Below are 25,138 nucleotides of genomic sequence, written 5' to 3' on the forward strand. Positions count from 1 at the left end.
TTAATTGACATTTTACATATTTAGGCAGCCTGCTCATGACAAATTCAAACAAATCTTCCTTAACGTATCGCGATGCGGGGGTAGACATCGACGCCGGGGATGCGCTGGTTGACCGGATCAAGCCGCTGGCGGCCAAAACCATGCGCGAAGGCGTCATGGCGGGCATCGGCGGTTTTGGGGCGTTGTTTGAAGTGCCGAAGAAATTTCGCGAGCCGGTGCTGGTTTCCGGAACCGACGGCGTTGGCACCAAACTGCGTCTGGCTTTTGAGTGGAACCGCCATAGTACCGTGGGCATAGATCTGGTGGCCATGAGTGTTAACGATATCCTGGTGCAGGGCGCAGAGCCGCTGTTTTTCCTGGATTATTTCGCTTGTGGAAAATTGTCGGTCGACACCGCTGCCCAGGTCGTGGGTGGCATTGCCAAAGGCTGCGAGTTGTCTGGCTGCGCCCTGATTGGTGGTGAAACGGCTGAAATGCCGGGCATGTACCCCGATGGCGAATATGACCTGGCCGGTTTTGCGGTTGGCGCGGTCGATAAATCTGCCATTATCGATGGCAAAAGCATTATAGAGGGTGATCGCATCCTGGGCCTGGCCTCAAGCGGCGCGCATTCAAATGGTTTTTCGCTCATCCGCAAGATTCTGGAGCGCGCCGGCGCCCGTCCAGACGATGATTTTCACGGTCAGCCACTGGTTGACGTGGTCATGGCGCCCACCCGCATCTATGTAAAGCAAGTGCTGGCAGCGCTGGCCCAACATGGCACAGCGATCAAGGGCCTGGCACATATTACTGGCGGCGGGCTGCTTGACAACGTTCCGCGTATCTTGCAGGAAGGCCTGAGCGCACGTATGGAAAAGGCAGCCTGGACGTTGCCACCCCTGTTTCAGTGGCTGCAGCAGGAAGGACAGGTTGACGACACCGAAATGCATCGCGTATTCAATTGCGGTATCGGCATGGTTATCGTGGTTGCTGCCGATCAGGCCGCGGCCATCACGGCCACTTTGCAGGAACAGGGCGAAACCGTTTTCGATCTCGGACAAATCGTGCGCCAGGAAGACGGCATGCCCCAGGCTGTGGTGGTCTGACGCGTTACGGGCCGGCTGTGCCGGCCCGGTGGACGCTTAGCTTGGCGGGTTGGGTTTAGTGCGGCATGACCGTGGCCGCGGCGTCGATGACGCGGCTGGCGACGTCTGCCTGCAGGCAATCGATGACCTGACGGTCCGGCATGCTGCGCAACCACGTAAGCTGCCGCTTGGCAAGCTGCCTGGTCGCGGCAATGGCTTTTTCCCGCGCGTGCTGCAGGCTGTCCTGGCCGGCAAGATGTTGCCAGATCTGGCGATAGCCGACGCAGCGTATCGCGGGCAAATTCTCGTGCAGATCCCCCCGGCGCCACAGCTGTTCCACTTCCCCCACCAGCCCCAGCTCTAGCATCTGGTCAAAACGCAAGGCAATGCGATCGTGCAACTGCAGGCGCTCCGAAGGCTCCAGGCTCACCATGTGAAAGGTATCGGTACCGGTGCGTTCGCCTTCAGCCGCTATCAGTGACGAATACGGTTGGCCGGTAATCAGGCAAACTTCAAGCATGCGCTGGATTCGCTGTCGGTCATTGGGGGCAAGCCGGGCCGCCGTGACCGGATCATGGCGCTGCAACAGCGCATGAACATGCGGCCAACCATGCTGTTTTGCCATTTGCTCAATATCGGCGCGGATCACCGGGTCTGCCTGCGGCAATGCATGCAAGCCCTGGCGCAGCGCATTGAAGTACATCATGGTGCCGCCAGCCAGTACGGGTATGCGGCCACGAGCGCGTATTTGATCGATCAGCAACTGGGTATCCTGCACAAACTGCGCAGCACTATACGATTCTGTCGGATCCCGGATATCCAGCAGATGCTGGGGTGTTGAGGCCTGCTCCTGCAGCGTGGGCTTGGCAGTGCCAATATCCATGCCGGTATAAATGGTGGCTGAATCGACATTGATGATTTCGATTGGCCAGCGCCGGGCCAATGCCAGCACACTGGCGCTTTTGCCCGACGCGGTAGGGCCAGCCAGGCAGAATACCGGCTGCGTCACTGGCCGCGCATGAACAGACGATCCAGGTCGTTCATGCTCCATTGAAACCAGGTCGGGCGGCCGTGATTGCACTGGTTGGCTCGCTCCGTATGCTCCATCTGGCGCAACAAGGCGTTCATTTCCTCAAGAGTCAGGCGGCGATTGGCGCGCACCGAACCGTGGCAGGCCATGGTCGAGAGCAGTTCATTGCGCTGACCGGTAAGCTGTTCGGAGTGACCCACCATCTCCAGCTCCTTCAGGACATTGAGAACCAGCGCCTCAATGTCGCCGCCAGCCAGCAGGCTGGGTACCGAACGCACGGCCAGCGACTGCGGGCCGGTGGCGCTGACGGTCAGGCCGAGCGTGGCCAACTGTTCCTTATGGCTTTCCATCACGGCAATATCGCGCTCGGAGCAATGAATCACATACGGAACCAGCAGTTCCTGCTGAGGCAACGCCTGCTGATCGAGCAGTGTTTTCAGGCGTTCATAGACAACGCGCTCGTGAGCGGCGTGCATATCGACCAAAATCAGCCCCCGGGCATTCTGGGCCAGAATATAGATGCCATGAAGTTGCCCCAGCGCCATGCCCAGCGGATAGGGGTCGGCCTGATCACCGGTGTCGGGCAGGCCGATGCCGGCATTGGCCATACCATTGACTGCTGGCTTAAAGACGCTTGCCGTCCCGGGCATGGCCAGGCTGTGTTGTGGTTCGCCCAGATGCGGCGAGGTCGATTCCAGCGGCGAGTAGAACTGTTTCCAGTGTTCCGTCGATTGCGGTGATGCGCTGTGTAAATGCAGGGAGGATTGATAGCCCGGAGTAATCCGGATTGCTTCACGGGTATGTGCGCCGTCGGTTGTCATGTCGCTGGCGCGATCGCTATCTGAATTCTGTATATAGGCGGTCTGTCCGGTGGGTTCCAGGCCGGCTGGCATCCTGGCAGGCAGGGCATTGGCTGCAGCCGCTTCGCCACCAACACCAGCCAGGGCCTGGGTGAGTACTTGTCCCACAAAGCGGTGAATGGCACCGCTGTCCCGAAAGCGCACTTCATGCTTGGCCGGATGTACGTTCACATCCACCGCGGTGGGGTCTATATCCAGGAACAGCACATAGGCCGGTTGCCGATCGCCATGCAGGACATCGGCATAGGCCGTGCGTACGGCGTGTGTAACGGTGCGATCCCGTACAAAGCGACCATTCACATATAGATACTGACGATCGGCGCGGGCACGCGCAGCGTTGGGCAGCGTGATCAGGCCTCGCAAGCCGGCAGCGGGCAATTGGGCGTCTACGGGCAGCCCAGCTTGGGTAAATTCATTGCCCAGCACATCGCGGATGCGTTGCAATAAATCTACCGGCATCCACTGTTTGTAGGCTTTACCATTATGAAACAGGCGAAAGGCGATGGCCGGGTTGGCCAAGGCAATGCGCTCGGCGACAGTCAGGCAGTGGCCCAGTTCGGTTGGTTCCGATTTCAGAAATTTGCGGCGGGCCGGCACAGCGTCAAAAAGCTGGCGCACGTCAATGGTGGTTCCTGTGCTGCCAGCCGCCGGGCTGATCTGCAGCGCGGTCCCATCAATCTGCCATGCATGCTCGTCGCTTTCAGTGCGGGATGTGAGGGTCAGGCGAGCCACCGAGGCAATAGAGGCCAGGGCTTCACCACGAAACCCCATGGAACTGACCGATTCCAGGTCTCCCAGACTGTTGATCTTGCTGGTTGCGTGGCGGGTCAGCGCAAGCGCCAGTTCTTCCCGGGGAATGCCATGGCCGTCATCGGTAATGCAAATGCGGCGAATGCCGCCGCCGTCAAGCCTGATTTCAATGCTGCGGGCGCCGGCATCCAGTGCATTTTCCAGTAGTTCCTTGAGAACAGAGGCCGGGCGTTCAATAACCTCGCCGGCCGCGATCTGGCTGATCAGCGTGTCGGGCAGGGGAGCAATATGGCGGCGGTCGGACATGGGGGCAGCGTAAAGAGAGAAGGGCAATTTTTCATTTTAACGTGTTTGACGATTGCCGTACACGCAAGTCGGGCCATGGCAGATCAGTTGCCCGGCGATGCTGCAAATAATAACGCCTCCGAATACGAAGGCGTTATGTGGGCAAAGGCCTGTCGGCTGTCCCGAAGAGCCAAAAGGGGATCAGTAGGGATTAGCCGACTCTTGCCAGTGGTGGATTGGTGGAGAAATAATCGTTGACGCCGGAGAAAATGGCCCTGGCAATCTGGCGCTGGTTGGCCGGACTACGCAGGAAATTTTCCTCTTGCGGGTTACTGATAAAAGCCGTCTCCACCAGAATGGACGGAATATCCGGCGCCTTGAGCACGGCAAACCCTGCCTGTTCCACCTTGCGACTGTGAATGCCATTGATTTGCGCCAGCGAACCCAGTACGCGGTGCCCGATTTTCAGGGAGTCATTGATTTGCGCGGTGGTGGACATGTCCAGCAGCACACTGGCTGTCTGGCGATCATGCGCACCGATATCCAGTCCGCCAATCAGATCGGAGGCATTTTCTTTTTTGGCCAGCCAGCGGGCGGCGGCACTGGACGCGCCATTGCGGGACAAAGCAAAAACCGAGGTGCCGCGTGCCGAGCGGTTGGTGAACGCATCGGCGTGAATCGAGATGAACAGGTCAGCCTTGACCCGACGGGCTTTTTGCACCCGCACATGCAGCGGCACGAAAAAATCTGACTCGCGCGTCATGTAGGCCCGCATATTGGGCTGTGAATTGATGACATCGCGCAACTGACGTCCGATGGCCAGGACGATATCTTTTTCGCGTGTCCCGCGCATGCCGATAGCGCCGGGGTCCTCGCCACCATGGCCAGGGTCAATGGCCACCAGTATGGGGCGATTGGGATTGGCGCGTGAAGGCTGGCGACCGGCCGTGGCAGGGTTGACCTGGCCACTGACCGAAGGCACCGGCGCGTTGCTGTTATTCTGGGCCAGATTGTCCAGTACCTGTGCCAACGGGTCATTTTCCAGATCCCTGGCCAGTGCCAGAATCGGATCCTTGGCAATTTTGGGATACAGATCCAGTACAAGCCGATACTGATAGTCGCCTACCGGTTTCAGTGTGAACACCTGCGGGGCAATGTCCTGTTTCAGGTCAAATACCAAGCGCACGACATCGGCGCGGTTCTGTGCCACACGCACCGCAGCAATATAGGGGTCGTTGGGACGGATTTTGGAAATCAGCGAATTGAGCGCCTGGCTGATGGTCAGGCCCTGAATATCCACCACCAGTCGATTGGGATTGCCCAGCATGAAGTGCTCGGCCCGCAGTGGCGAGTTCAGTTCCAGCGTGACCCGGGTATATTCGTCGGCAGGCCAGGTACGTACGGCCAGAATCTGTCCGCCGGAAGCAGCAGCGACCTTGGAGACGACGGGAAGGGACAGCAGTGTGGCTGACGCACCCAGAATGCGCCGACGGGTTATTGGTCGCCTGTTGGCATTTTCCTGTGAATGAGCTTTGTTATCCATGTCTTGCCCTTTTCCGAAAAAGCATTAAATTGTGCCGTTCTTCCAGCCGATTCGTATATCAGGTACAGCTCAAGATCGGGTGTTGGCAACCCGGGTCCTGCTTTATCTGCCCACTCTATAAATACAATTGCGTCTTCACCTAGATTCTCACGAAAACCGGCTTCATGCCATTCTTCGGTATCGGTAAATCTATAAAAATCAAAGTGATACAAGTATAAACTAGAAACTTTATAGGTTTCAAGCAAAGTGTAGGTAGGGCTCTTAATTCGTCCCTTGACACCCATGGCTCTCAGAAAATGCCGAACAAAGGTTGTTTTGCCAGCGCCCAGGTCGCCTCTCAGATACACTTTTGCGCCTTTTCCTGTGCCCGGTGTTTTTTCGTAACTATTTGAAAAATAATGAGAAAGAATGTCTGAAAGGGACTGTGCCAGGTGCTCGGTGGCCGCTTCATCGGCCAGATAAAGTGAGGTGCTTGCCAGAGGCTCAAGAGGGGATATTTGCAAGTTTGACATGGCTATTGGGCCGTTCCGGGAAAAGAAACATAATGTAAATTATAAGAAATCCACCGGAACTACCTAAAATTAAATGGAAATTAGTTGACGATCCGTGGCTAATTTACCAATTTTTGCCCGATGAACAGCCAGAAGGGAATCGTGATGACGGAAAACACCGTTCCGATGGAAATGGCGGTCGCGACACAGCGCCCGTCGCCGCCCATGCGGGCAGCCAGAATATAGGCGGCCGAGGCGGGCGGTAATGCGGCAAACAGAACAAGAATATGGGTCTCCAGCGGGGACAGCGCCAGCATGAACGCCAGTATCAGCGCAAATACAGGCATGGCCAGCAGCCGAATGCCCAGAATCCAGGAAATGACGGCGCGATCCTGGTTCCCACCTGCCAGAGACAGACTGGCGCCCACGCACAACAGCCCCAGCGGGATGGCGCTATTGCCCAATTTGGATAAGGTCATGTTCACTGTGTTTTCGAGCCCGATACCCGAAAAATTCAGCAATAGACCAGCCACCGTAGCCAGAACCAATGGGTTTTTCAAAATTTCCAGCCAGACGTTCGATCCCTGAAAGCGGGCCAGCGACTTTACAGCCAGTACATTGGCAATCGGCACCGAAAACCCCACCAGTACCGCCATAATGGCCTGCCCTTCACTGCCGGCCAGCGCCGCCGCCAGTGAAAATCCGATATACGTGTTGAAGCGATAGGCGCATTGAGCCAGCGAAGCCAGTGCGATCGGGCGCGGCTTGAGCAAGGGGCGGGCCAGCCACGCGGCCAGGTAGCCGGCAAGACACAGCAGGATCGACACGGCAAGCAGACGGCCGGCGGAGCTGGCGGAAATGGGCGTGAAGGCGATAGACTGAACCAGCAGGGCCGGAAACAGGATGTAGTAGACGAGCTTTTCGGTGTTGGTGAAAAATTCGCGGGAGAACTTCAGTTTGTGAAGCAGGACCCAGCCCAGCGCGACAATGAGACAGTCTGGGATGACGAGCAGGGCAATATGCATAGGAAAATCGTATTTGGATAGGCAGAATTTAGGCTAGAATCAAATCATAGTTCAGAAAGCCGCGGCGGTTTGCCATTATCATTTTTTGTTGTGAATAAATAACCATGCCAGATCAGCCAGTCACGCCTGCCCACCAGCATGCCATTGATCCATTTATTGACGCCTTGTGGCTGGAAGACGGATTGTCGCAGAACACGCTTGCGGCCTATCGACAGGATCTCAAGGGGCTGGCCGATTTTCTGGCTAAGCGAAAGCCGCCCAAAACCCTGCTGGAGACCACCAAGGATGATATCGAAGCCTGGTTTGCCGCCAGACATGCCCACAGCAAGGCCACCACGGCCAATCGCCGACTGGCTACACTCAAACGATATTTTGCCTGGGCCATCCGTACTCATCAGATCAGTGAAGATCCATGCCTGACCCTGCATTCGGCCCGCCAGCCGACACGGTTTCCCAAAACCATGAGCGAGCAGCAGGTGGACCAGTTGCTGGAGGCACCCAACACCCGGGATCCGCTGGGGTTGCGAGACCGCGCCATGCTTGAGACCCTGTACGCGTCGGGCCTGCGGGTCACCGAGCTGGTCAGTCTGAAGGTGCTGCATTTGAGCCTGAACGAGAACGTCGTACGGGTGGTCATGGGCAAGGGCGGAAAGGATCGCCTGGTTCCGGTAGGTGCGCAGGCGGCCTACTGGCTGGAACGATATCTGAAAGAGGCGCGTCCCGATTTGCTGGGACGGCGTCAGTCCGACGATTTGTTTCTGACTCGTCGCGCCACCGGCATGACGCGCCAGGCGTTCTGGCAACTGATCAAAAAATATGCCCTGCAGGCAGACATTCATACGCCGCTGTCGCCACATACTCTGCGGCACGCTTTTGCCACGCATCTGCTCAATCACGGCGCAGATCTGCGTGTTGTGCAATTGCTGCTGGGGCATGCCGATATTTCCACTACCCAGATCTATACCCACGTGGCGCGCGAGCGGCTCAAGCAGTTGCACGCGCAACATCATCCTCGGGCATAAGGCGCGGCTTGGGCAGTTGCAGTAGAATACCCGATTCCATCAACAACAAAATACGTCAGTGAACCGGATATGGCTGCCAGCAAACACGTATCGGAAACGCCTGCCACCCAAATGTTGAAAAAACATAAAGTGGCCTATACCGAACACATTTATGATTATATTGAGCACGGCGGCACCGCAGAGGCGGCACGGCAACTGGGTATTGATTCGCATGCCGTGGTCAAAACGCTCATCCTGGAAGATGAACACGCCAAGCCGCACGTGATGCTGATGCACGGCGATTGCGAAGTGTCGATGAAAAACCTGGCGCGCCAGGCCAGCGTCAAAAAAATGCAGCCGTGCCAGGCAGCAGTGGCCCCCAGGCATTCTGGATACCAGATCGGCGGCACCTCGCCTTTCGGAACCCGCAAGCGAATGCCGGTGTGGGTGGAACAAAGTGTGCTGGATTTGCCGCAGATCTATATCAATGGCGGGCGACGCGGCTATTTGCTGGGAGTTGACCCGCAGGTGCTAGTGACGCTATTGCAGGCAAACTCAGTGAACGTCGCCAACGACGGGCGCGGCGCCTGAGAGGTTCTATTGAGCGTGCGCGCCCGGTGCTTCCCGGCCGGCTTTGGTAAATGGCAGGTTTGCAGCATGGCTGGTTGCGCAGCAGGGTTGGTGACAGTCATCTCAAGTCAGCGTACTGACCAGCAAGCGTCGCGCCGCAAGTGTTCAATGGTGCCGGATGACAGAGCGCGCATTAACTTCCTCCCAGAACGATTTGCCGCAAAGCGCGCAGCGCTCTTCGTAGCTGGGATCACACAGGATTTCGGTAATTTCCCGTGCATCCGGATATGATTGTGCAACGTCTCCTGCGCATTCATTGCAAACCAACGCATTCAGATAATAATCTTCATGTTGCGGCTCTCTGCGCTTGCGGATCGCATAGTGTTTCATGACAGTTCCCCGGCCGGTCATAATGTCAAATTAATACTACAAAGGTATCCGCTTGAAAAGCAGGGTTTATACTAGCCGGGTATGGCCTGAGCGCCGGCATCACTGCGATTTTTGCCGGAAAAGGGACAGTTGGCTGCAGAAACGGCAGCGCCCGTTGCTGGTCTATCGTATTACTCTGTTCTTGGGAATGTTGCCCTGATTCGGCGTGTTGCCAGCGGCACCTTCTACCTGACTCGCTGCTGCCTTTGTCATGAGTAGCGATTTTTATTGGGCCTTGCAACGATAGCCAGGTCCATTATCACGATGATTTGGCATATAATGCTGGGTGCTTTTAAGCGTTCTCGCCGTAGTTAAATGGATATAACCGACCCCTCCTAAGGGCCAATTACAGGTTCGATTCCTGTCGGCGAGGCCAAGATTAAAGCCATGGCAATCTCTACGGCCATGGCTCGTTATCTAGCTTTCAGCGGGTATTGCTGAATATTCCCTGCCGGTACTTACCCAGGCGACCACCGCCAGGCCCAATGCTATCAGCGAGAGGATCGCCCCAGCCCAATTCGGAGACGCCAAGCCAAATCCGGCGGCGATGGTTGCACCTCCTGCCCATGCGCCGATTGCATTTCCAAGATTGAACATGCCGATGTTGACTGATGCGGCCATTGTTGGGGCACCAGCATGACTGGCACGATCCATCACCAATTTTTGTATGGGCGAGACTGTAGCAAATCCAAACGCGGCCATAAGAAATACGCAGGCCGAGGCCACAGTGCCGTTACTCACACCGATCCAGAAGACGATCAGAACCGCAGCCTGTGCCGCGAGTGTCACAAACAATGTTCCAAAGAGTGAACGATCGGCAAAGCGACCGCCGATCCAGTTACCCACAACCAGACCAAGGCCGAACAGAATCATCAGCCGGGCTACGCCTGCATCAGAAAATCCGGCTTGCTCGATCATCATCGGGGCAATGTAGGTAATGGAGGTGAAGAAGGCCGCCGGACCGAAGATGGTGATGCCCATTGCAAGCAACACCTGTGGGTCCATGAAAGCGCGAAGTTCGGTTTTCAGTGCAATGGGTTTTGCCGCTCCAATCCGGGGAACCAATAGCGCCACGCTAAACGCGGTCACAACACCGATTCCACCGATCAGCCAGAATACCAACCGCCAATCGTATGCCTGCGCAAGCCACGTTCCGGCAGGCACGCCGAACAGGTTTGCCATTGTTAAACCTGAAAACATGAAGGCAATGGCGCTGGCCTGGCGTTCCTTTGCAACCAGCGATGCGGCAATGATAGAGCCGATGCCGAAGAACGTGCCGTGGTTGAGTGCTGTCAGGATGCGACCAGCGAGCGCGAGCCATAGGGTGGGGGCAACGGCAGTAAGAATATTGCCCAATGTAAAAATGATGGCCAGGCCGAGCAACATCCTTTTTCTCGGGACTTTTGCACCCAGGACGGTCAGGATCGGCGCGCCTACAAAAACGCCCAGGGCATAGGTCGTGGCCATAAGGCCGGCTGTTGGAATCTCGACGCCGAAATCCAGGGCAATCTGTGGAAGTATGCCGGCAATGACGAATTCGGTCAGACCAATACCGAATGCGCCGATCGCCAGCGCAAAAAGTGCGATTGGCATGTTCAGGTTTCCTATATGATGTTAATATCCGAATGATATTCGGCTAATTTAATTTTATTTGAAATACTATTCGGAAATATACCGCTATGGCACAATCAGAGACAGAAACAGATACTGTTCGGCAAATGAGGCACCATCCCGCTGAACTGGATCATATTGACCGAAAAATATTAGGTGCGCTCGCTCAAGATGCGTCACACAGTTATGCTGAACTGAGCAAAATGGTGAATCTATCGGCGCCCGCCGTGCATGACCGGGTAAAGCGGCTCAGGCGCGACGGGGTTATCAAAGGAACGGTTGCCATACTGGATGGCTGCAAGCTGGGCCGTACCTTGTTAACCTTTCTGGTGGTCGATACGAGTAGCTACAACGCGACACGCCAATTACTTTCCTTTGTCAGCAGGCCAGAAGTCGAAGAACTCCACACGGTAGCAGGGGATGGTTGTGTCTTCGTAAAAGTGCGCGCCGCAGATACGGAATCGCTCGAAAACTTTCTGATGGAGATCCAGAGCCTTGAGGGGGTCCGTTCCGTGCGCAGTTATATTGCACTCTCCACATTTCTCGAAAGAGGCCCCTCGCCAGATTGAGCGCCGGTTCAGGGTGATATGATTGGTGTCATATCGATAGCTTGATTTTGTTACACCAGATGCAAGGCATAGCATGTCCGCCATAATTATTTGCCGCCTGCTTTGCAGAGGATGGATTGGCAGGCACCGGTAACATGGGGGCGTCCGTCTTTTTTATCAGCTTGCGCCAGGCGGTGGTGGGGGCGCATGAGGCCGCACTTACTAGCTGGCCGTGAACCCGTCAGAAGCGATTGACGCAGCAAGGGAAATAAAGAGGCAACGCAGTTTCATGGCGTACTTGCGATGCACGGCGTGCATTGCCCAGCGGGTTAGCTGGGGTGCAACCTGCAGCACATGTGATTTTTGGGTCCTGCCAACGCTTTTTGTATGATTGTGGGAACGACAAGACACAAGACAAACGCCATGCCTTAAAATGGTATATCGCTAATCACCCGGAGAATGGCACATGAACAACGACACTGACTTTGACACCGCGCTGGATAACATCGATTTTGACGCGATCGAAAAGAAAAATGCCGAGCTGATCAAAAAGATGGATGAAAACTTGCCTGAAGCAGATGATGACTGCGGAGATGCCTGCAAAATCTAGGCGTTTTGAATGCCAGTAAAAAACGACGCTACATGGCGTCGTTTTTTTATGTCGCTATTGGTTATACCGTATGGGTTGTGCCCTGTTAAAAGCCAGTTAAAAGTTAAAGGCCCAATAGAACACCGATGCCGATAATCGCCAGCACGAGCGCCGCAATCGCGGTATAGATATAGTCGCGTGCGTGCGCGAACATCACCAGCATGAGCGCGACGCGGATTATTGGCAGCAGTACGAAGATTACCACGCCAAGTTTGATCAGCGCATAGCCGGTCTGGGCCAGGCCTGAGGTATCGCCCATCTGCGCCGCTGCGCCAAGGATAATGCCGATCGTAATCACCGCTGAGGCGATCAGGGTGCCATACCAAAGCAGGCCCGCAATGATTCCGTCGTGGCGGTTCGGCTTGCTGCTCAATGGATTCATGAGCCTGTTCCCCAAAGGTGGATGCCCAGCGCGCTCAGCATCATTTGAATTGCAAGTGCAATAAGAATAACGGCAAACAGAATACGCAGTTTGTCGGCGGGCAGTCCCATCAGCAGGCGGGCGCCGGCCAGTGCGCCGACCACTGAACCGAGTGCCACGGGGCCGGCGATGTTCATATCGATGTCGCCGCGAACAAGATAGGCACCACCACTTGCCGCCGCAGTGACGCCGATCATAAAGTTCGATGTTGCCGATGACACTTTGATGGGGAGTCGCAAGGCAGTATCCATTGCCGGGATTTTCAGTACGCCGGAACCAATGCCCAACAGGGCAGAGATCACACCGGCGCCATACATCAGGGAAAGACCCAAGGGAACACGAGCGACCTGATAGGCCACGTCCTTGCCAAGTTGACGATCAGGAAAAGTGGAATGCAAACCCAGGCGAGTCGCCCAGCTTAGCGGGTCGGGTGTGACGACCAGTGCCGGATCGCGGCGCCGCGCCATCATTTGCTGCGCTGACAGAACGAGAATAACGGCGAAAAGCCCGTAGAGTATCGGCGTAGGAATGATGCCGATCAACAGCACGCCGGTGATTGCACCAAGCGTGGTCGCCGTCTCCAGCACAATGGCAAGTCTGATGTTGGTCAGGCGCCCTTTAAGAAACGGCGCGGCGCTGCCGCAGGAGCAGGCAATAACAGACACGATGCTGGCTGCGATGGCAACGTGAATATCGACGCCGAAAGCGATAATCAGAATGGGCACAATAAAAATGCCGCTTGCCATACCCAGCATGCCACCCAGCATGCTGGCGCCGAACGCGGCGGCAAATAACCAGAACAGGGTAGTTATATCCATGTTTACACACCCACTTAGCGCGAACGCCGCGATAGCCGCGTGGCAAAGCGGATGGAGTCGCCACGGTAATAGAGTTTCTCGTAATCCACAGGTTGCGCTCCGGTGCTATAGGAGGTGCGTTCAATCAGAAAAATCGGAGCGCCAATTGCAATATTGAGGGCTTGCGCCACATGCCTGTCTGCGATCACCGCTTCCAACTGATAGCTGGCCTCGATCAGTGGCAAGGCATATTTGTTTTCGAGCAGATCGAATATGGGTTCCACGTCCAGATTGTTGCTGACTACTTTGTCGCCAATTTCCAGGGGCAGATAGGTTTCGTCAAACGACATCGGAATGCCATCGGCAAGGCGAATGCGCTCAATCCGATAGACCTGCGTGCCGGGCGCAATCTGCAGCGCCTGAGCCGTTTTCTGGTCAGCGGAAACGATGCGTTTATCCAGCAGGCGCGAGGTCGGATGGCGACCCAATACCACCATATCTTCGGCAAACCCTGTCAGTTCGGTCAAGGCCTGCGTGATCTTGGGATGCGTGACGAAGGTTCCCTTGCCGCGTCGAATTTCCACCAGTCCGCGGGCCACTAGATTATCGATTGCCTTGCGGATGGTGGTCCGGCTCATATGAAAGCGGGCGGTCAGTTGCTCTTCCGTTGGCAACTGCGTTCCGGCGGCAAGCTGGCCGGTTGAAATCTCTGCGGCCAGGGCGGCTTCAATTTTTGCGTATAGCGGGGTGCTATTAGTATCAGTCAGTCTCATAACAGACATCATGACATCATGATGTCGTGATGTCCAGAAAAATTATCCAGAATCTTTTTTCGTTTGTATTTCGTCTGTACTGATTACGACACAATTTTTCTCGTCCAAATGCCACCTGCGGCACCGCAAGCGACCACAGAAAAATGCAATGCGCAACCGGAGGAGCTTATCGGCCAATGACGGGCGGTCAGATTGCGGCGCCCGATTTACGTGGCAAGCGACGTGCAACGGGCGATGACTGGATAATGGACGTATTGGTCATTGAATAAGGGATAAGCTGGTCAATCAGGTGCTCCAGCCCTTCGATGGAGTCGACGTGCGCACGGGCAATAAAGCAATCTTCGCCGGTAACGCGATCACATTCGGCAATTTCCGGGATATCTTTTAGAATCTGCGCGACGCGTTGCAACTGGCCGGGGATAGGTCGAATACGCAACCAGGCGGCAATGGGCAGACCCAGGGCTTTGGGATTGACTTTCAGGGTGTATCCCTCGATCAGACCGGCATCTTCCAGTCTTTTTATTCGCTCCGAAACGCTTGGCGGCGATAGCCCTACAAGGCGGGCCAGTTCGGCCGTTGTGGTTCTTGCGTCCTTTACCAGCGCCTCGATCAACATCAGATCCGTGTGGTCCAGCTTTCCATTTTGATACTTAAGGCGTTTCATGTAATTGACCTTTTTTTGTAAAGCTATTATCCATATATGGCTTTTGTTTTGTATTCATTTGGCCGCTCCAGTCTCGCATAATAAGGGCAAAGGAGCAACAATGAAACTATTTCACTTATCACATTTATCATTGACTCAGATCGCGCGCTTTGTGCCTCCGCCCGTCTGGTTCGGTGTCAGTGCCATCTTTCATTATCTTGGGCCCTCTTTTGCAGTCCTTCTGTTTCCGTCTATCGGGGTTATGGGCGTCGCCTGGTTCAGAATTGCGTCGGCGGCGCTGATTTTTGCACCGGTCACGCGGCCATGGAAGACATTGCAACAGGCTGACGGGAGAACGCGATTATTACTAATCGGGTTGGGTATTTGTCTGGCTGTGATGAACACTTCCTTCTATCTTGCTCTGGATCGCCTGCCGATGAGTCTTGTCGCAGCCATGGAATTTGCAGGTACGATCGTTGTCGCACTGTATGGTCTGCGATCGCGACGCAATCTTCTGGCGCTGGTTCTGGCCGTTCTCGGCATCATCATATTGATTGACGTAAAGTGGTCTACCGATTTGCCCGGGCTTTGCTGGGCGCTATTGAATGCGACGCTATTCGTTATTTATATTATCCTGGGTCACAAGGCAGCAGAGGGTGGCGCCAGCAGCGGCGTTGAGTATCTTGGCGCTGCAATGATCATTGCATTTGTCATTGTGATGCCAATTGGCATCACCCAGGCTGTGGCAGTGTTTGGTGTGCCGGCACTCGTGGTGGCTGGCATTGCAGTGGGATTTTGTTCTTCGGTTGTTCCGTATGTGGCCGATCAGATGGCGATGTCGCGCCTGCCTCGTGCTACCTTTGCTCTGTATCTGTCTATCTTGCCGGCAACAGCTGCCGTTATAGCTGCCATTATGCTTGCACAGATACCAACACGGCAGGATCTCGCTGGTATTGCACTTGTGATGATCGCCATCGCAATACACAAGCCACCAGGATCTGCTGCAGACGCTGGCAGCATGGGTAACAAAAAGGAAAGTAACTGTCCGACAATGCGGTCCGGTCAGCAAAAGGATGACGCAGCAGGGTAGTGGCGACAGTTCCACTAACGCCGGTGGCCTGCCTACAACCAACTCAGGAGCGGGGTGATCAGTGACGGTGTATTAAGAGACAGCCCGCGGCTGTCATGCAGATTTGTTTACTGTGTCTGTGCTGGCATCGTCGCCAGCATCATAAACACCGTCGGGGTCGGCAATCAATTTCTGGAACTGGCCACCGCGGGACACCAGCATTTCAAAATGGGTTTTTCCGTCATGCAGTCGGGGCGTGAGCAGCACCACTTTGCCCTGGGTCTTTTCTTCGATATCGCGAACAATCTCGGTCAGGCCCTGGACGGTCTTGCATTTGCGGCGTTGATCGTCGTCCTGGATGCCGGCGGCAAGCGCGCCATAGCTCAATTGTGCCGCTAGCGAGGACAAAACCAGTTTGAGCAGTACATCTTTCATCTTATTCTCCTTCTGGCAATCCGCGTGAACGGGTCGATAATGAGTGCTAGCAGTGGTTGCCAACATTGAACGGCTTTCGCACCTGCCAACCGGTGGAAGTACAACGGCATAAGAGGGGTAATCAGGGCGAATAAAAAAACGCAGGATCAGGGTGTTTTGTCGTCTGCGAGCGCCCAGTTTACCGGCTTGTTCCGCAACGAGCCAGCAAATATTTCAAGTTTGATACTGCTTTTTGTGCTGCAGGGCAGTACAAATGAGACAGTAGAAGCAAGATAGCAGTAGCAGGACAGCAGGTGTGGTCACGATTTCTGGATGCTTTTTTGCGTGCCCGAGTTGTCCTATTCATGCAGGATACCCAGGTATCGTGACGGTGGTGTGACGGTTTGTCCAGCATCGTAACAACCGAAATGCTGCGTTGCGACCGCAGCAATGCCAATGAATGCCTGTCATAATACCGGTTTGCGATTAAGGCGGGTCGTTGAACGACACGCCGGATTGTTTTTTCGGATGCATTTACATGGCAAGTTCAATTGATGCGGTAACGCCAGAAACGGTGGCATCGCTGGATCCGGATACAACTGTTGTTGTTACCGTCAATAACCGCCTGGTTTGGCGGGTTCACGCGTTGTTGCTCGAGCAGGCAGGGCGGGGCAGGGCCGTGCTGCAGCTGCCCGCCGCCAGTTCACTGACCCGGTGGCTGGACCAGCTGCATCAGGAACGACTTTTTTGCGCCGATCCTACCGTACGCAGCCACCGGCTCAGTGCTTTCGCTGCCCGTCTGCTGTGGGAAGAGGTCGTCGCCTCCCTGCAGGGCGAGACCCCGCTCATTGATGTGCAACTGGCTGCCGCGCGCGCCATGGCCGCCAGTCATGACCGTGACGAGTGGCAGGTGCAGGTCCAGCCTCAGGAGCAGACAGAGGAATACCAGCGTTTTATGCAGTGGCGCAATCAATACGAACAACGCTGCCGCGAACTGGACGCCCAGGATGACAATCACCTGTATAACACGCTGATCGATTCTATCGCGGCGGGTCGACTGTTGCGGCTGCCCGCCACCGTGGTCCTGGCTGGCTTTAACGAATACTCGCCGCGATTGACGCGGCTGTTGCAGGCGTGTGCAGATCGCGGTTGCCGCTTGGTATCGCTGTCCCTGCCCAGGCACGAGCAGTCGCAACGCATATTGTCGGCGCAAAAAGATCGCAGCAGCGAGTGGATCGCTGCCGCGCACTGGGCAGCCGGCGAGCTGGCAGCCGATCCGCAACGCCGCGTGGCCATTGTTTCGCCAGCCATGGAAGCAGATGCCGTGTTCGCAAGACGAATTCTGGATCGTGAACTGTCGCCTGATCCCTTTGCGCCTGCCTATCGTTACAACATGACGGTGGGGCGCGCACTCGGGGAGTGGCCGGTTGTTCTGGCCGCATTTCGATGGCTGTCGCTGATTGCCGGCCTGTGCGATCAGGGTTCGGTGCGGCCGCAGCAGTTTGGCCAGGCGCTGCTGGCCGGGTTTTGCAGTGCAAGCGCTGCCGAGCAGTCGGCCATGGCGGTATTGGATGCACGCCTGCGCGATTCACAAAACATTGCCTGGAATACCGATCAGGTATGCGCGCAAATGGATCGGCATGTCCCTGACTTTTCCTATTTCTTCCGGCAGGCGATTGCACACTGGCGGCAGGCCGCGTCCGGTGGGCGCCAGAGCACCGAACACTGGACACAGGTCATACGCGAGACGCTGGCATTGCTGGGTTTTCCCGGCAGTACGCTGTCTAGTACCAACTATCAGGTGTGCGCAGCGTTTGATGCGCTCTTGCATACTTTTTCATTGATGACGCTGTACGCCGGGCGCCTGTCGGGCATGCCTGCTGTCGCGCTGCTGCAGCGCATGGCGCGGGAGTCCATGTTCCAGCCGCAACGCGATCAGGATGTCAGGCTGGATGTCCTGGGCTTTCTTGAAGCTGAACACGGCCAATGGGATGCGGTCTGGGTGCTTGGCTTGACAGATGACGTTATTCCAGCCAGCCCTGACCCGAATCCGTTCCTGTCTGTGGCGGCGCTGGCCAGGGCCGGTGCGCCGCGTGCCACGCCGGAGCGCGAGAAAGTCTGGGCAATCGATATGCTGCAGGCGTTGTGTGGCGTTGCACCCCGAGTCGTTCTGAGTTATCCGGCCAGTGAGGCTGACAGGGCCCTGCGGCCATCGCCATTGCTCAGCTTTTTTGTCGGTGCGCAAGCTGAACAACGGGAGGGCGTTGATGCACCCGAATGCCTGTCGCGGGCCCGCTGCACATCGCTGCCGCTGGAAACGCTGAACGATAATCGGGGATTGCCCCTGGCGCACATGCTGGAAGGCGGCTCGGATCTGCTGGAAACGCAGGCGCTCAATCCGCTTTGGGGGTACGTGCGGTATCGTCTGCTGGCCAAAGGGCTCAAGCCCTATCCTGAATCGCTGAACGCAGCCATTCGCGGTATGTTTCTGCACAGCATGGCCCAAAAAGTGTGGGAAATGCTTGGCTCGTCCGAACGTCTGGCACAACTTAGTCAGGCTCAGCAGGATGACCTGGTGACGCAGGCGGTGACCATGGCGGCAGACCAGACGCTGGACGGGGTATCGCCAACACTGGCGGCAATGGAAAAGGAACGGGGTCACGCAGTCATGATGACATTGCTGGACCTGGAGCGGGAACGCCCGTCATTTCATATCGTGGGTGTTGAACAGGCAGCCGGCTGGCAGCATGCCAGCGTGAAAGTCAACTTGCGTGTCGATCGGATTGATGAAACCAGACACGGCGCCAAAGTGGTGATGGATTACAAATCCGGGCAGCGCACGCCCGACTTTCAGAAAGACTGGCTGCGGCCACAACCGGTCAATCTGCAACTGCCCTTGTACGCTACGGTCCTGCGGCAACCCGATGAAGCGGGGCAGCGCGGGCAGATAGAAGCCCTGTTGTTTGCAAAATTGAATGCAAAGAAAACTGAATTGAGCGGCCTGGGGGAGAGTGGCACCGATATTGCCGGGGTGACGTCCCTGACCAAGCTGGCGCCAGAGCAAAGCTGGGAGGCGTTGCTGGACGGCTGGGAACGCAGTCTGCAACAACTGGCCCGCGACATGTCGGACGGGGTGGCCGACAACCGCAGTTGGGCTGTGAATGACCTGATCTATTGTGATGTGCTGCCATTTTTACGCCTGGCACAGGAGAATGAAGATGATTGAACGTCGGCCCAGTGATTTCGAGGCGCGGGCACAGGCGTTGCGCCCGGACAAATCGTTCATTATTCAGGCGCCGGCCGGTTCCGGTAAAACCGAGCTGCTCACTGACCGTATTCTGGCGCTACTCGGGGGCGTGACCAAGCCCGAAGAGATTCTGGCCATTACCTTTACGCGCAAGGCGGCTGCCGAGATGCATGCCCGGGTGCTGCGCAAGCTTCGTGCCGGCCTGTCCGAGCAGGAGCCGGCCAGTGCCCATGAAAAAAACAGCTGGCGTCTGGCCCGTGCGGCGTTGGCGCGTAACGAGCAACAAGGCTGGGATCTGCTTAATCACCCGGCACGGCTGAAGGTTCGCACGATTGACGCTTTTTGCGCGCAATTGGTCCGTTCTATGCCATGGATGTCCGCCATGGGCGGGATGCCGGGCATTGCCGATAATCCAGAGCAACTGTATTTGCAGGCGGCCAGACGATTGCTGGAGCATGTCGACCACAACGAAAGTGTGCAGGACGTGCTGCTGCATATGGATATTGATCTGGGGTCGGTAGAGCGGCTGATCGTGGACATGCTTGCGCGGCGCGACCAATGGTTGCAGGAAACGGTGGACACCCAGGCGGCCATGACCCAATTGCGAGTGGCGCTCAGAGACGTGATGGAACAGAAACTGGACGCTCTGGCAGAGGCGATGCCGTTTTCCTACGCCAGCGAGCTGGCGCCCATTGCGCGACTGGCTGCCGCCAGCCAGGCCGAGACAGCTGTCTGCATGCTGGACGCGCTGATGGACTGGGATGGTGAGCCACTGGCCAGTTCCGTAGAAACCTTGCCGCAATGGCATGCCTTGTCGCGCCTGCTGCTTACAGGCAGCGGCGGCTTGCGCAAACGCCTTACAGTCAAAGAAGGCTTTCCGGCCAAAAGTGCGCACAAGCAGGCAATGCAGGACTGGCTCGATGCCTGGCAGAGTGATAGCGAGCACTGGGCTGGCCTGCTTGCCGAAATCAGCGCCTTGCCCCTGGAGGTGCTGAGCGAGCGCCAGGAAAAAATCATCCGGTCCTTGCTGGAAACACTGAAACTGGCGGCAGCTGAGCTGACACTGGTTTTTCGTGAAGAAAAGCAGGTGGATTTTATCGAAATTGCCCAAAGAGCGGCGCTGGCGCTGGGTTACACCGATGATCCCACGGATATGCTGTTAAAGCTGGATGCGCGCATTTCGCACATCCTGATCGATGAGTTTCAGGACACCAGCCAGATTCAGATTCAACTGATCGAAAAGTTGACGCTGGGCTGGAGCCCGGGCGATGGCCGCACGCTGTTTCTGGTGGGCGATCCGATGCAGTCCATTTATCGCTTTCGCAAAGCCGATGTCGGTCTGTTTCTGAGCGTTGCCAACGAGGGAATCAACGGTCTTGCGCTGGAAAAACTGGTCCTGACCGAGAATTTCCGCTCTCAGGCCGGCGTGGTGAATTGGGTAAACCAATCCTTTAGTCGCGTGTTTCCAGAATATGATGATCTGACGCTGGGTGCGATCAGGTATACAGACTCGGTGGCATTTAATCCGGCAGCAGAGGGCCCGGCCGTGCGCCTTCATCCGGTTTACCAATTGGAAGGCAAGGATACGCAAGAGGTTCAGGCGCAAGCCGAGCAACTGACGCTGGAACTGGTGAGGGCAGCACTGGCAGCCAACCCGGACAGCGACCATCCGGTGGCGATCCTGGTCAAGGCCCGAACGCATTTGGGCGCACTCATGCTGCTCATGCAGCGTCATGGGATACCAGTGAGGGCGGTCGAGCTTAACCCGATTCGGGCAGAGCAATCGGTAACCGATCTGGTGCAACTGATTCGCGCGCTGGCGCACCCGGCCGATCGCGTGGCCTGGCTGTCTGTTTTGCGCTCGCCGGTGTGTGGTTTGACGCTGAAGGCGCTAACCCACTTGTTTGGCGACAGTCGCGACACCATTGCTTTTCGTCTGCAAACTGTGCTGGCCCGCGAGGCCGAATTTGCGCCGCTGCTTGGCGACGAATGGCCGCGTTTGCAGCGTTGCGCGCGCATCCTGCTTGATCGCAGTCATCTGACTGCCGATATTGCATTTTCCTCGCATGTAGAATCGGTCTGGCGTGCGCTGGGTGGCTACGGCGTGTATGCAAGCGATACTGCATTTGCCGATTTCCAGGCTGTTTTCGATCTGGTCGACAGGCTGGCGCCCTACGGGGACCTGAATCCTGCCGATCTGGAAGATGCGCTGGCGCGCCTGTATTCGGCAACGAGCGCGCAACAGCGGGCGGTTGAAATCATGACCATGCATAAGTCCAAAGGGCTGGAGTTTGAAGAGGTTATTTTGTACGGGTTGCACCGTCGGCCCCGCGCCGATACTGCGCCATTGCTGCGCTTTGAGCGCAACCGCAATCGCCTGCTGATGGGCCCCATCAAGCCCAAGGCCGCTGAGGAAACAGACAAATTGTCCGCAATGCTGGGTGCGATGGAAAAACGACGCAGCGACTATGAGCTCGATCGCTTGCTATATGTGGCTGCGACCCGTGCGCGTCAGCGCCTGCATCTGGTTTCACAGGTGCAATGCAAGCAAGGTCAGGTCGTTGATCCGCCGCGCGGCTCCCTGTTGTCGCGGCTTTTCTCACTGTTTGAATTTACGCCTCCCGAGCCCCAGGCGCAGCAGGAGGCGGCAACAGCCGATGCGGCAACACCGGGAGTCCAGGGGCCCGTTCTGAGCCGGATTGCCACGGCAGCTCTTGGGCAGTTGCCGGTCGTTTCCGACAGAAGCGCCATCACCGGTTCTGCCGGTTCGGGCTGGCAATTTGACGATAAATACGAGGCCAGCATTGGTACGGTGGCGCATGCATGGCTGGCCCGCATTGGCCAGGACCGCATGCGGGGCTGGGACGAGGCAAGGCTGCACGCAGCGCAGGAGGTTATCGTGCGCCAGCTGGAAAATGAAGGGTTGCGTCAGTCGCAGGCGCGCAGCGGTGCACAGCGCGTTTACGAGTTGCTTAGTCGCTGCGTGGCATCGGAAAAAGGCCGCTGGCTGCTCTCACATGATCAGGCCCGCCAGGAATTGTCCTTGACCAGCGCAGATGGAAAACTGCTGATTGTCGACGTGGCGGTTTCCACCGAGACGGGATGGCTGGTCGTGGACTTCAAGACGGGTGTGCGGCGGGAGCACGAGCCGCAGGACGTTTTTGAGGCGCGCATGAGAGATACGTATCGACTCCAGTTACAAGGGTATTGCGAGCGCTTGTCGCAAATGGACGGGCGCGATGCCACGGCTGCCATTTTTGCGCTGGATACCGGAGACTGGATCGAATTTGATCCGGTGCTCTTGACGCAGGCGAGGTAAATTTCCCACAAGCTTGGCGAAACTTGCTAAAATGCAAAGCGGTGGGTCCCTTCGCATGGGCCGGCGGTGAAACTGGTCAGGTCGGGAACGAAGCAGCCATAGTCGTTCAGGTTCAGTGCCGAAGTAAGGCTCACCCCCGCATTCTTGAACCAACGTCACCCCTTGTGGTGGCGTTTGTTTTTTCTGGGCTAAAATAAACGGTATGAGCTATCTTGTCCTTGCCCGTAAGTGGCGTCCTCGCTCCTTCGAAACGCTTGTCGGCCAGGACCATGTGGTCCGGGCGCTGACCAACGCACTTAATACGCAGCGTCTGCATCACGCCTGGTTGTTTACAGGTACCCGAGGGGTCGGCAAGACCACGCTCTCACGCATCCTGGCAAAATCACTCAATTGTGAAACCGGTATCACGTCCAAACCCTGCGGCGTATGTCGTGCCTGCGTTGAGATTGACGAGGGGCGCTTTGTCGATTATCTGGAGTTTGACGCGGCGTCCAATCGCCGGGTTGAGGAAATGACCCAACTGCTGGAGCAGGCTGTCTACGCCCCCAGTTCTGGGCGCTATAAAATTTATATGATCGACGAGGTGCACATGCTCTCCGGGCATGCGTTCAATGCCATGCTCAAAACGCTGGAAGAGCCGCCACCGCATATCAAATTTATTCTTGCGACCACCGATCCGCAGAAAATGCCGGTTACTGTGCTGTCACGCTGTCTTCAGTTTAACCTGAAGCAAATGCCGCCAGATGCCATTGTCTCGCACTTAAATCATGTCTTGACAGAAGAGGAAGTGGCTTTTGAGGTGCCTGGGTTGCGTCAGATTGCCCAGGCCGCAGGTGGTTCCATGCGTGATGCGTTGTCGCTGACCGATCAGGCCATTGCATTCAGTGGTTCCAATATCACCGGCGATGCCGTGCGCGATATGCTTGGCACCATTGATCAGCGCTTTCTGGTCCGTCTGCTCGATTCCCTGAATCAGGGGTCGGCGCAGGGCGTGCTCGATATTGCAAATGAATTATATGAACGCGGCTACTCGTTTGGCGGCGCGCTGGCCGATATGGCAGTGCTGCTGTCGCAGATCGCCATAGAGCAGCGCCTGCCGGGTACTGCTCTTACCGAAGCGTTGTTGCAGGACGATATCGTGCGACTGGCGCGTACCTGCCACCCTGATACGCTGCAGCTGTTTTACAGTATTGCGATTCATGGGCGAAATGAACTGGCACTGTCTCCAGATGAATATGCCGGCTTTGTGATGACCTGCCTGCGCATGTTGTCTTTGGTCACGTCCGAGCCGGCTCACAGTACGGCCAGTGAATGGCAGGCCGGTAACGGTCACGCCTCCGGCGGGCAAAAAGCGGCTGCTGCCGTGGCCGCTTCCGGACCTGCGCCGGTGCATCAGGAATCAACAGCTGTCTCGCCTGCGGTTTCGGAACAGAGCGCACAGCCGGCGCCACCAACGGTTGGTCAGGCAGTGACCGCAAGTGCAACAGACTTGCAAAAAAAAAATCTGAATGACAGGTCGGTTGCGGTGGCTGCACAGCCGCCTGCGATCGAGCAACAGCCGTCAGCTGCATTGCCTGTGCAAGCGCTGCCGGCAAACGCAGCCCCAGTAGCGGCAGAAGCTGCGGGGCAGGTCGTTGCCTCGGATATAAACACACGTACAACCATCAGTCGCGACGGCGCATTACCGGTCGTTCTGGCGCCGCAGCGCGAGCCGATTGTGGTTCCTCCGGTCCATGCCGCAGAGCATCGGCCCCCGGAGCGCCCCGCCTGGGAAGACGATAGCGCGACTGGCGCCACGGGCGCGACAACCGCTGCGCCCATGGCAGGTGTGCCTGATGTAACGGCTGCGCCCGCGCTCAGCGATATGCCGGTAAAGCCCTTGTCCAACGGCAATGACGCCGGGCAGGACGCTGCAGCAAGGTCTGCAGATGGCGCCGGCGAACCAGGCGTGCAGGCTGGCACCAGCGCAGCAGGGCAGGCCCAGGTCTTGAGTTCGCCCGATGTGCAGCAGGCCACTGACGAATCCGGCCCGCCTGTGTGGGAAGATATTCCCCCGGACTGGGAAGCTGCCGGTCTGGCTGGTCAGACAGATGATGATGGCGATATTGTGCCTGCCGATAATGTGGTGGTTGAGAAAGACCAGACTTGGGTTCCCAGTCACCAGGATGCGCAAGCTCGCCGGCCACTTGCGGCCATGAATGCCCGCGAATGGGTGCAACTGGTCGCCGAGTTGCCGCTTGCCGGCTATGCTGCCGAAATGGCTCGCCGCTGTGAATGGGTGGCTCACAAACAGAATAAAATCACACTCAGAATTTCGGTCAAGGGGCAGAATGATTTGAACGCCAAGACCAAGCTGGAAACTGCGCTGACCGAATATTTCCATGAAGTGGTCCGGGTCGATATGGTTTTTGGCCGTACCGGCGACGATACCCTTCATGCCGTGGAGCAGGCCGAGCGCGAGGCATTGCAAAAGCGGGTGGAAAAAGCAGTGCAGGAAAATCAATTTATTAATACACTGATTGCTGATCTGGGTGCGCGTGTCGTACCAGGTAGCATAGAGCCGTTCAGGCAAAAAAGCGCTTGATGTCAACCGCAAACT

21 protein-coding genes, 1 tRNA gene and 1 other RNA gene are annotated in these 25,138 nt (G+C 56.7%); 11 read left to right on the plus strand and 12 right to left on the minus strand.

Annotated features, from left to right (window positions below; genetic code table 11):
* Positions 1-35: 35 nt before the first annotated feature.
* Positions 36-1,085: a phosphoribosylformylglycinamidine cyclo-ligase gene (purM, locus tag EV681_RS07470; RefSeq protein ID WP_128395426.1), complete on the plus strand. Its 1,050-nt coding sequence runs from the start codon at positions 36-38 to the stop codon at positions 1,083-1,085.
* 55 nt (positions 1,086-1,140) lie between these two features.
* On the opposite strand, the gene miaA is transcribed toward purM, so the two are convergent.
* The 5 genes from miaA to EV681_RS07495 all read right to left on the minus strand — a co-directional run bounded on the left by miaA (position 1,141) and on the right by EV681_RS07495 (position 7,048).
* On the minus strand, positions 1,141-2,115 hold the full coding sequence (gene miaA, locus EV681_RS07475) for a tRNA (adenosine(37)-N6)-dimethylallyltransferase MiaA (protein WP_130304045.1): 975 nt from the start codon (positions 2,113-2,115) through the stop codon (positions 1,141-1,143).
* Entirely contained in the window at positions 2,070-4,010 is a 1,941-nt protein-coding gene (gene mutL, locus EV681_RS07480; protein WP_130303632.1) for a DNA mismatch repair endonuclease MutL, read from the minus strand. Before mutL ends, miaA begins: the two co-directional genes overlap by 46 nt.
* A 190-nt stretch (positions 4,011-4,200) precedes the next feature.
* Positions 4,201-5,532: an N-acetylmuramoyl-L-alanine amidase gene (locus EV681_RS07485; protein WP_130303633.1), complete on the minus strand. Its 1,332-nt coding sequence runs from the start codon at positions 5,530-5,532 to the stop codon at positions 4,201-4,203.
* A complete protein-coding gene (tsaE, locus tag EV681_RS07490) occupies positions 5,484-6,044 on the minus strand; it encodes a tRNA (adenosine(37)-N6)-threonylcarbamoyltransferase complex ATPase subunit type 1 TsaE (RefSeq protein WP_128395430.1) in 561 nt (186 codons plus the stop codon). The genes EV681_RS07485 and tsaE overlap by 49 nt, the downstream gene beginning before the upstream one ends.
* Before the next feature lie 98 nt (positions 6,045-6,142).
* Positions 6,143-7,048, minus strand: a complete 906-nt coding sequence (locus EV681_RS07495; protein ID WP_128395431.1) for an AEC family transporter — start codon at positions 7,046-7,048, stop codon at positions 6,143-6,145.
* A gap of 104 nt (positions 7,049-7,152) precedes the next feature.
* Between EV681_RS07495 and xerD the strand changes: the two genes are divergently transcribed.
* Positions 7,153-8,070, plus strand: coding sequence for a site-specific tyrosine recombinase XerD (xerD, locus tag EV681_RS07500; RefSeq protein WP_128395432.1), 918 nt, complete (start codon positions 7,153-7,155; stop codon positions 8,068-8,070).
* 69 nt (positions 8,071-8,139) lie between these two features.
* Positions 8,140-8,640 carry an aminoacyl-tRNA deacylase gene (locus tag EV681_RS07505; protein ID WP_128395433.1) on the plus strand — a complete coding sequence of 167 codons (501 nt, stop codon included), beginning with the start codon at positions 8,140-8,142 and terminating at the stop codon, positions 8,638-8,640.
* Between the two features lie 144 nt (positions 8,641-8,784).
* On the opposite strand, the gene EV681_RS07510 is transcribed toward EV681_RS07505, so the two are convergent.
* Positions 8,785-9,009, minus strand: a complete 225-nt coding sequence (locus EV681_RS07510; RefSeq protein ID WP_128395434.1) for a hypothetical protein — start codon at positions 9,007-9,009, stop codon at positions 8,785-8,787.
* A gap of 340 nt (positions 9,010-9,349) precedes the next feature.
* On the opposite strand from EV681_RS07510, the gene EV681_RS07515 reads away from it, so the two are divergent.
* Positions 9,350-9,424, plus strand: a tRNA-Arg gene (locus EV681_RS07515).
* Between the two features lie 41 nt (positions 9,425-9,465).
* On the opposite strand, the gene EV681_RS07520 is transcribed toward EV681_RS07515, so the two are convergent.
* The gene (locus tag EV681_RS07520) at positions 9,466-10,641 is read right to left on the minus strand and encodes an MFS transporter (protein ID WP_128395435.1); all 1,176 of its coding nucleotides are present in this window, start codon (positions 10,639-10,641) and stop codon (positions 9,466-9,468) included.
* A gap of 86 nt (positions 10,642-10,727) precedes the next feature.
* Here EV681_RS07520 and EV681_RS07525 point away from each other — a divergent pair, with 86 nt between their 5' ends.
* Together EV681_RS07525 and EV681_RS22505 are read left to right on the plus strand one after the other, a co-directional pair.
* On the plus strand, positions 10,728-11,228 hold the full coding sequence (locus EV681_RS07525) for an Lrp/AsnC family transcriptional regulator (protein ID WP_128395436.1): 501 nt from the start codon (positions 10,728-10,730) through the stop codon (positions 11,226-11,228).
* A gap of 445 nt (positions 11,229-11,673) precedes the next feature.
* Positions 11,674-11,817 carry a hypothetical protein gene (locus EV681_RS22505; protein WP_014750137.1) on the plus strand — a complete coding sequence of 48 codons (144 nt, stop codon included), beginning with the start codon at positions 11,674-11,676 and terminating at the stop codon, positions 11,815-11,817.
* A 103-nt stretch (positions 11,818-11,920) separates the two neighbouring features.
* Here the strand turns inward: EV681_RS22505 and EV681_RS07530 are convergent, their stop codons facing one another.
* From EV681_RS07530 to EV681_RS07545, 4 genes are all read right to left on the minus strand, one after another.
* Complete coding sequence (locus tag EV681_RS07530) at positions 11,921-12,238, minus strand: DUF1634 domain-containing protein (RefSeq protein WP_128395437.1); 318 nt, start codon at positions 12,236-12,238, stop codon at positions 11,921-11,923.
* Positions 12,235-13,095 (minus strand): sulfite exporter TauE/SafE family protein, encoded by an 861-nt coding sequence (locus EV681_RS07535; protein WP_128395438.1) that lies wholly within the window; start codon positions 13,093-13,095, stop codon positions 12,235-12,237. Before EV681_RS07535 ends, EV681_RS07530 begins: the two co-directional genes overlap by 4 nt.
* A gap of 14 nt (positions 13,096-13,109) precedes the next feature.
* The gene (locus EV681_RS07540; protein WP_423191191.1) at positions 13,110-13,856 is read right to left on the minus strand and encodes a GntR family transcriptional regulator; all 747 of its coding nucleotides are present in this window, start codon (positions 13,854-13,856) and stop codon (positions 13,110-13,112) included.
* Between the two features lie 178 nt (positions 13,857-14,034).
* Positions 14,035-14,511, minus strand: a complete 477-nt coding sequence (locus EV681_RS07545; protein ID WP_130303634.1) for an Lrp/AsnC family transcriptional regulator — start codon at positions 14,509-14,511, stop codon at positions 14,035-14,037.
* Positions 14,512-14,611: 100 nt separating this feature from the next.
* On the opposite strand from EV681_RS07545, the gene EV681_RS07550 reads away from it, so the two are divergent.
* Positions 14,612-15,580 (plus strand): EamA family transporter, encoded by a 969-nt coding sequence (locus EV681_RS07550; protein WP_130303635.1) that lies wholly within the window; start codon positions 14,612-14,614, stop codon positions 15,578-15,580.
* A gap of 93 nt (positions 15,581-15,673) precedes the next feature.
* On the opposite strand, the gene EV681_RS07555 is transcribed toward EV681_RS07550, so the two are convergent.
* Positions 15,674-15,994, minus strand: coding sequence for a hypothetical protein (locus EV681_RS07555; protein ID WP_128395442.1), 321 nt, complete (start codon positions 15,992-15,994; stop codon positions 15,674-15,676).
* 517 nt (positions 15,995-16,511) lie between these two features.
* Here EV681_RS07555 and EV681_RS07560 point away from each other — a divergent pair.
* The 4 genes from EV681_RS07560 to dnaX all read left to right on the plus strand — a co-directional run bounded on the left by EV681_RS07560 (position 16,512) and on the right by dnaX (position 25,123).
* The gene (locus EV681_RS07560) at positions 16,512-19,199 is read left to right on the plus strand and encodes a PD-(D/E)XK nuclease family protein (protein ID WP_130303636.1); all 2,688 of its coding nucleotides are present in this window, start codon (positions 16,512-16,514) and stop codon (positions 19,197-19,199) included.
* Positions 19,186-22,539 carry a UvrD-helicase domain-containing protein gene (locus EV681_RS07565; RefSeq protein WP_130303637.1) on the plus strand — a complete coding sequence of 1,118 codons (3,354 nt, stop codon included), beginning with the start codon at positions 19,186-19,188 and terminating at the stop codon, positions 22,537-22,539. Before EV681_RS07560 ends, EV681_RS07565 begins: the two co-directional genes overlap by 14 nt.
* 40 nt (positions 22,540-22,579) lie before the next feature.
* An RNA gene (ffs, locus tag EV681_RS07570) (signal recognition particle sRNA small type) lies at positions 22,580-22,677 on the plus strand.
* Positions 22,678-22,741: 64 nt separating this feature from the next.
* Entirely contained in the window at positions 22,742-25,123 is a 2,382-nt protein-coding gene (gene dnaX / locus EV681_RS07575; RefSeq protein ID WP_130303638.1) for a DNA polymerase III subunit gamma/tau, read from the plus strand.
* The last annotated feature ends 15 nt before the right edge of the window (positions 25,124-25,138 follow it).

Origin of the sequence: Advenella incenata, from assembly GCF_004217095.1 — a bacterium.
Taxonomy (GTDB): Bacteria; Pseudomonadota; Gammaproteobacteria; order Burkholderiales; family Burkholderiaceae_B; genus Advenella; species Advenella incenata.

Excerpts from the sequence above, each read along its gene's own strand:
- EV681_RS07505 (WP_128395433.1), top strand. The coding sequence starts at position 8,140 with ATGGCTGCCAGCAAACACGTATCGGAAACGCCTGCCACCCAAATGTTG.
- purM (WP_128395426.1), top strand. The coding sequence starts at position 36 with ATGACAAATTCAAACAAATCTTCCTTAACGTATCGCGATGCGGGGGTA.
- xerD (WP_128395432.1), top strand. The coding sequence starts at position 7,153 with ATGCCAGATCAGCCAGTCACGCCTGCCCACCAGCATGCCATTGATCCA.
- EV681_RS07510 (WP_128395434.1), bottom strand. The coding sequence starts at position 9,009 with ATGAAACACTATGCGATCCGCAAGCGCAGAGAGCCGCAACATGAAGAT.
- EV681_RS07555 (WP_128395442.1), bottom strand. The coding sequence starts at position 15,994 with ATGAAAGATGTACTGCTCAAACTGGTTTTGTCCTCGCTAGCGGCACAA.
- tsaE (WP_128395430.1), bottom strand. The coding sequence starts at position 6,044 with ATGTCAAACTTGCAAATATCCCCTCTTGAGCCTCTGGCAAGCACCTCA.
- EV681_RS07550 (WP_130303635.1), top strand. The coding sequence starts at position 14,612 with ATGAAACTATTTCACTTATCACATTTATCATTGACTCAGATCGCGCGC.
- EV681_RS07535 (WP_128395438.1), bottom strand. The coding sequence starts at position 13,095 with ATGGATATAACTACCCTGTTCTGGTTATTTGCCGCCGCGTTCGGCGCC.
- EV681_RS07485 (WP_130303633.1), bottom strand. The coding sequence starts at position 5,532 with ATGGATAACAAAGCTCATTCACAGGAAAATGCCAACAGGCGACCAATA.
- EV681_RS07540 (WP_423191191.1), bottom strand. The coding sequence starts at position 13,856 with ATGTCTGTTATGAGACTGACTGATACTAATAGCACCCCGCTATACGCA.
- EV681_RS07560 (WP_130303636.1), top strand. The coding sequence starts at position 16,512 with ATGGCAAGTTCAATTGATGCGGTAACGCCAGAAACGGTGGCATCGCTG.
- mutL (WP_130303632.1), bottom strand. The coding sequence starts at position 4,010 with ATGTCCGACCGCCGCCATATTGCTCCCCTGCCCGACACGCTGATCAGC.
- EV681_RS07525 (WP_128395436.1), top strand. The coding sequence starts at position 10,728 with ATGGCACAATCAGAGACAGAAACAGATACTGTTCGGCAAATGAGGCAC.
- EV681_RS07530 (WP_128395437.1), bottom strand. The coding sequence starts at position 12,238 with ATGAATCCATTGAGCAGCAAGCCGAACCGCCACGACGGAATCATTGCG.
- EV681_RS07520 (WP_128395435.1), bottom strand. The coding sequence starts at position 10,641 with ATGCCAATCGCACTTTTTGCGCTGGCGATCGGCGCATTCGGTATTGGT.
- EV681_RS07495 (WP_128395431.1), bottom strand. The coding sequence starts at position 7,048 with ATGCATATTGCCCTGCTCGTCATCCCAGACTGTCTCATTGTCGCGCTG.
- EV681_RS07565 (WP_130303637.1), top strand. The coding sequence starts at position 19,186 with ATGAAGATGATTGAACGTCGGCCCAGTGATTTCGAGGCGCGGGCACAG.
- miaA (WP_130304045.1), bottom strand. The coding sequence starts at position 2,115 with ATGGAGCATGAACGACCTGGATCGTCTGTTCATGCGCGGCCAGTGACG.
- dnaX (WP_130303638.1), top strand. The coding sequence starts at position 22,742 with ATGAGCTATCTTGTCCTTGCCCGTAAGTGGCGTCCTCGCTCCTTCGAA.
- EV681_RS07545 (WP_130303634.1), bottom strand. The coding sequence starts at position 14,511 with ATGAAACGCCTTAAGTATCAAAATGGAAAGCTGGACCACACGGATCTG.
- EV681_RS22505 (WP_014750137.1), top strand. The coding sequence starts at position 11,674 with ATGAACAACGACACTGACTTTGACACCGCGCTGGATAACATCGATTTT.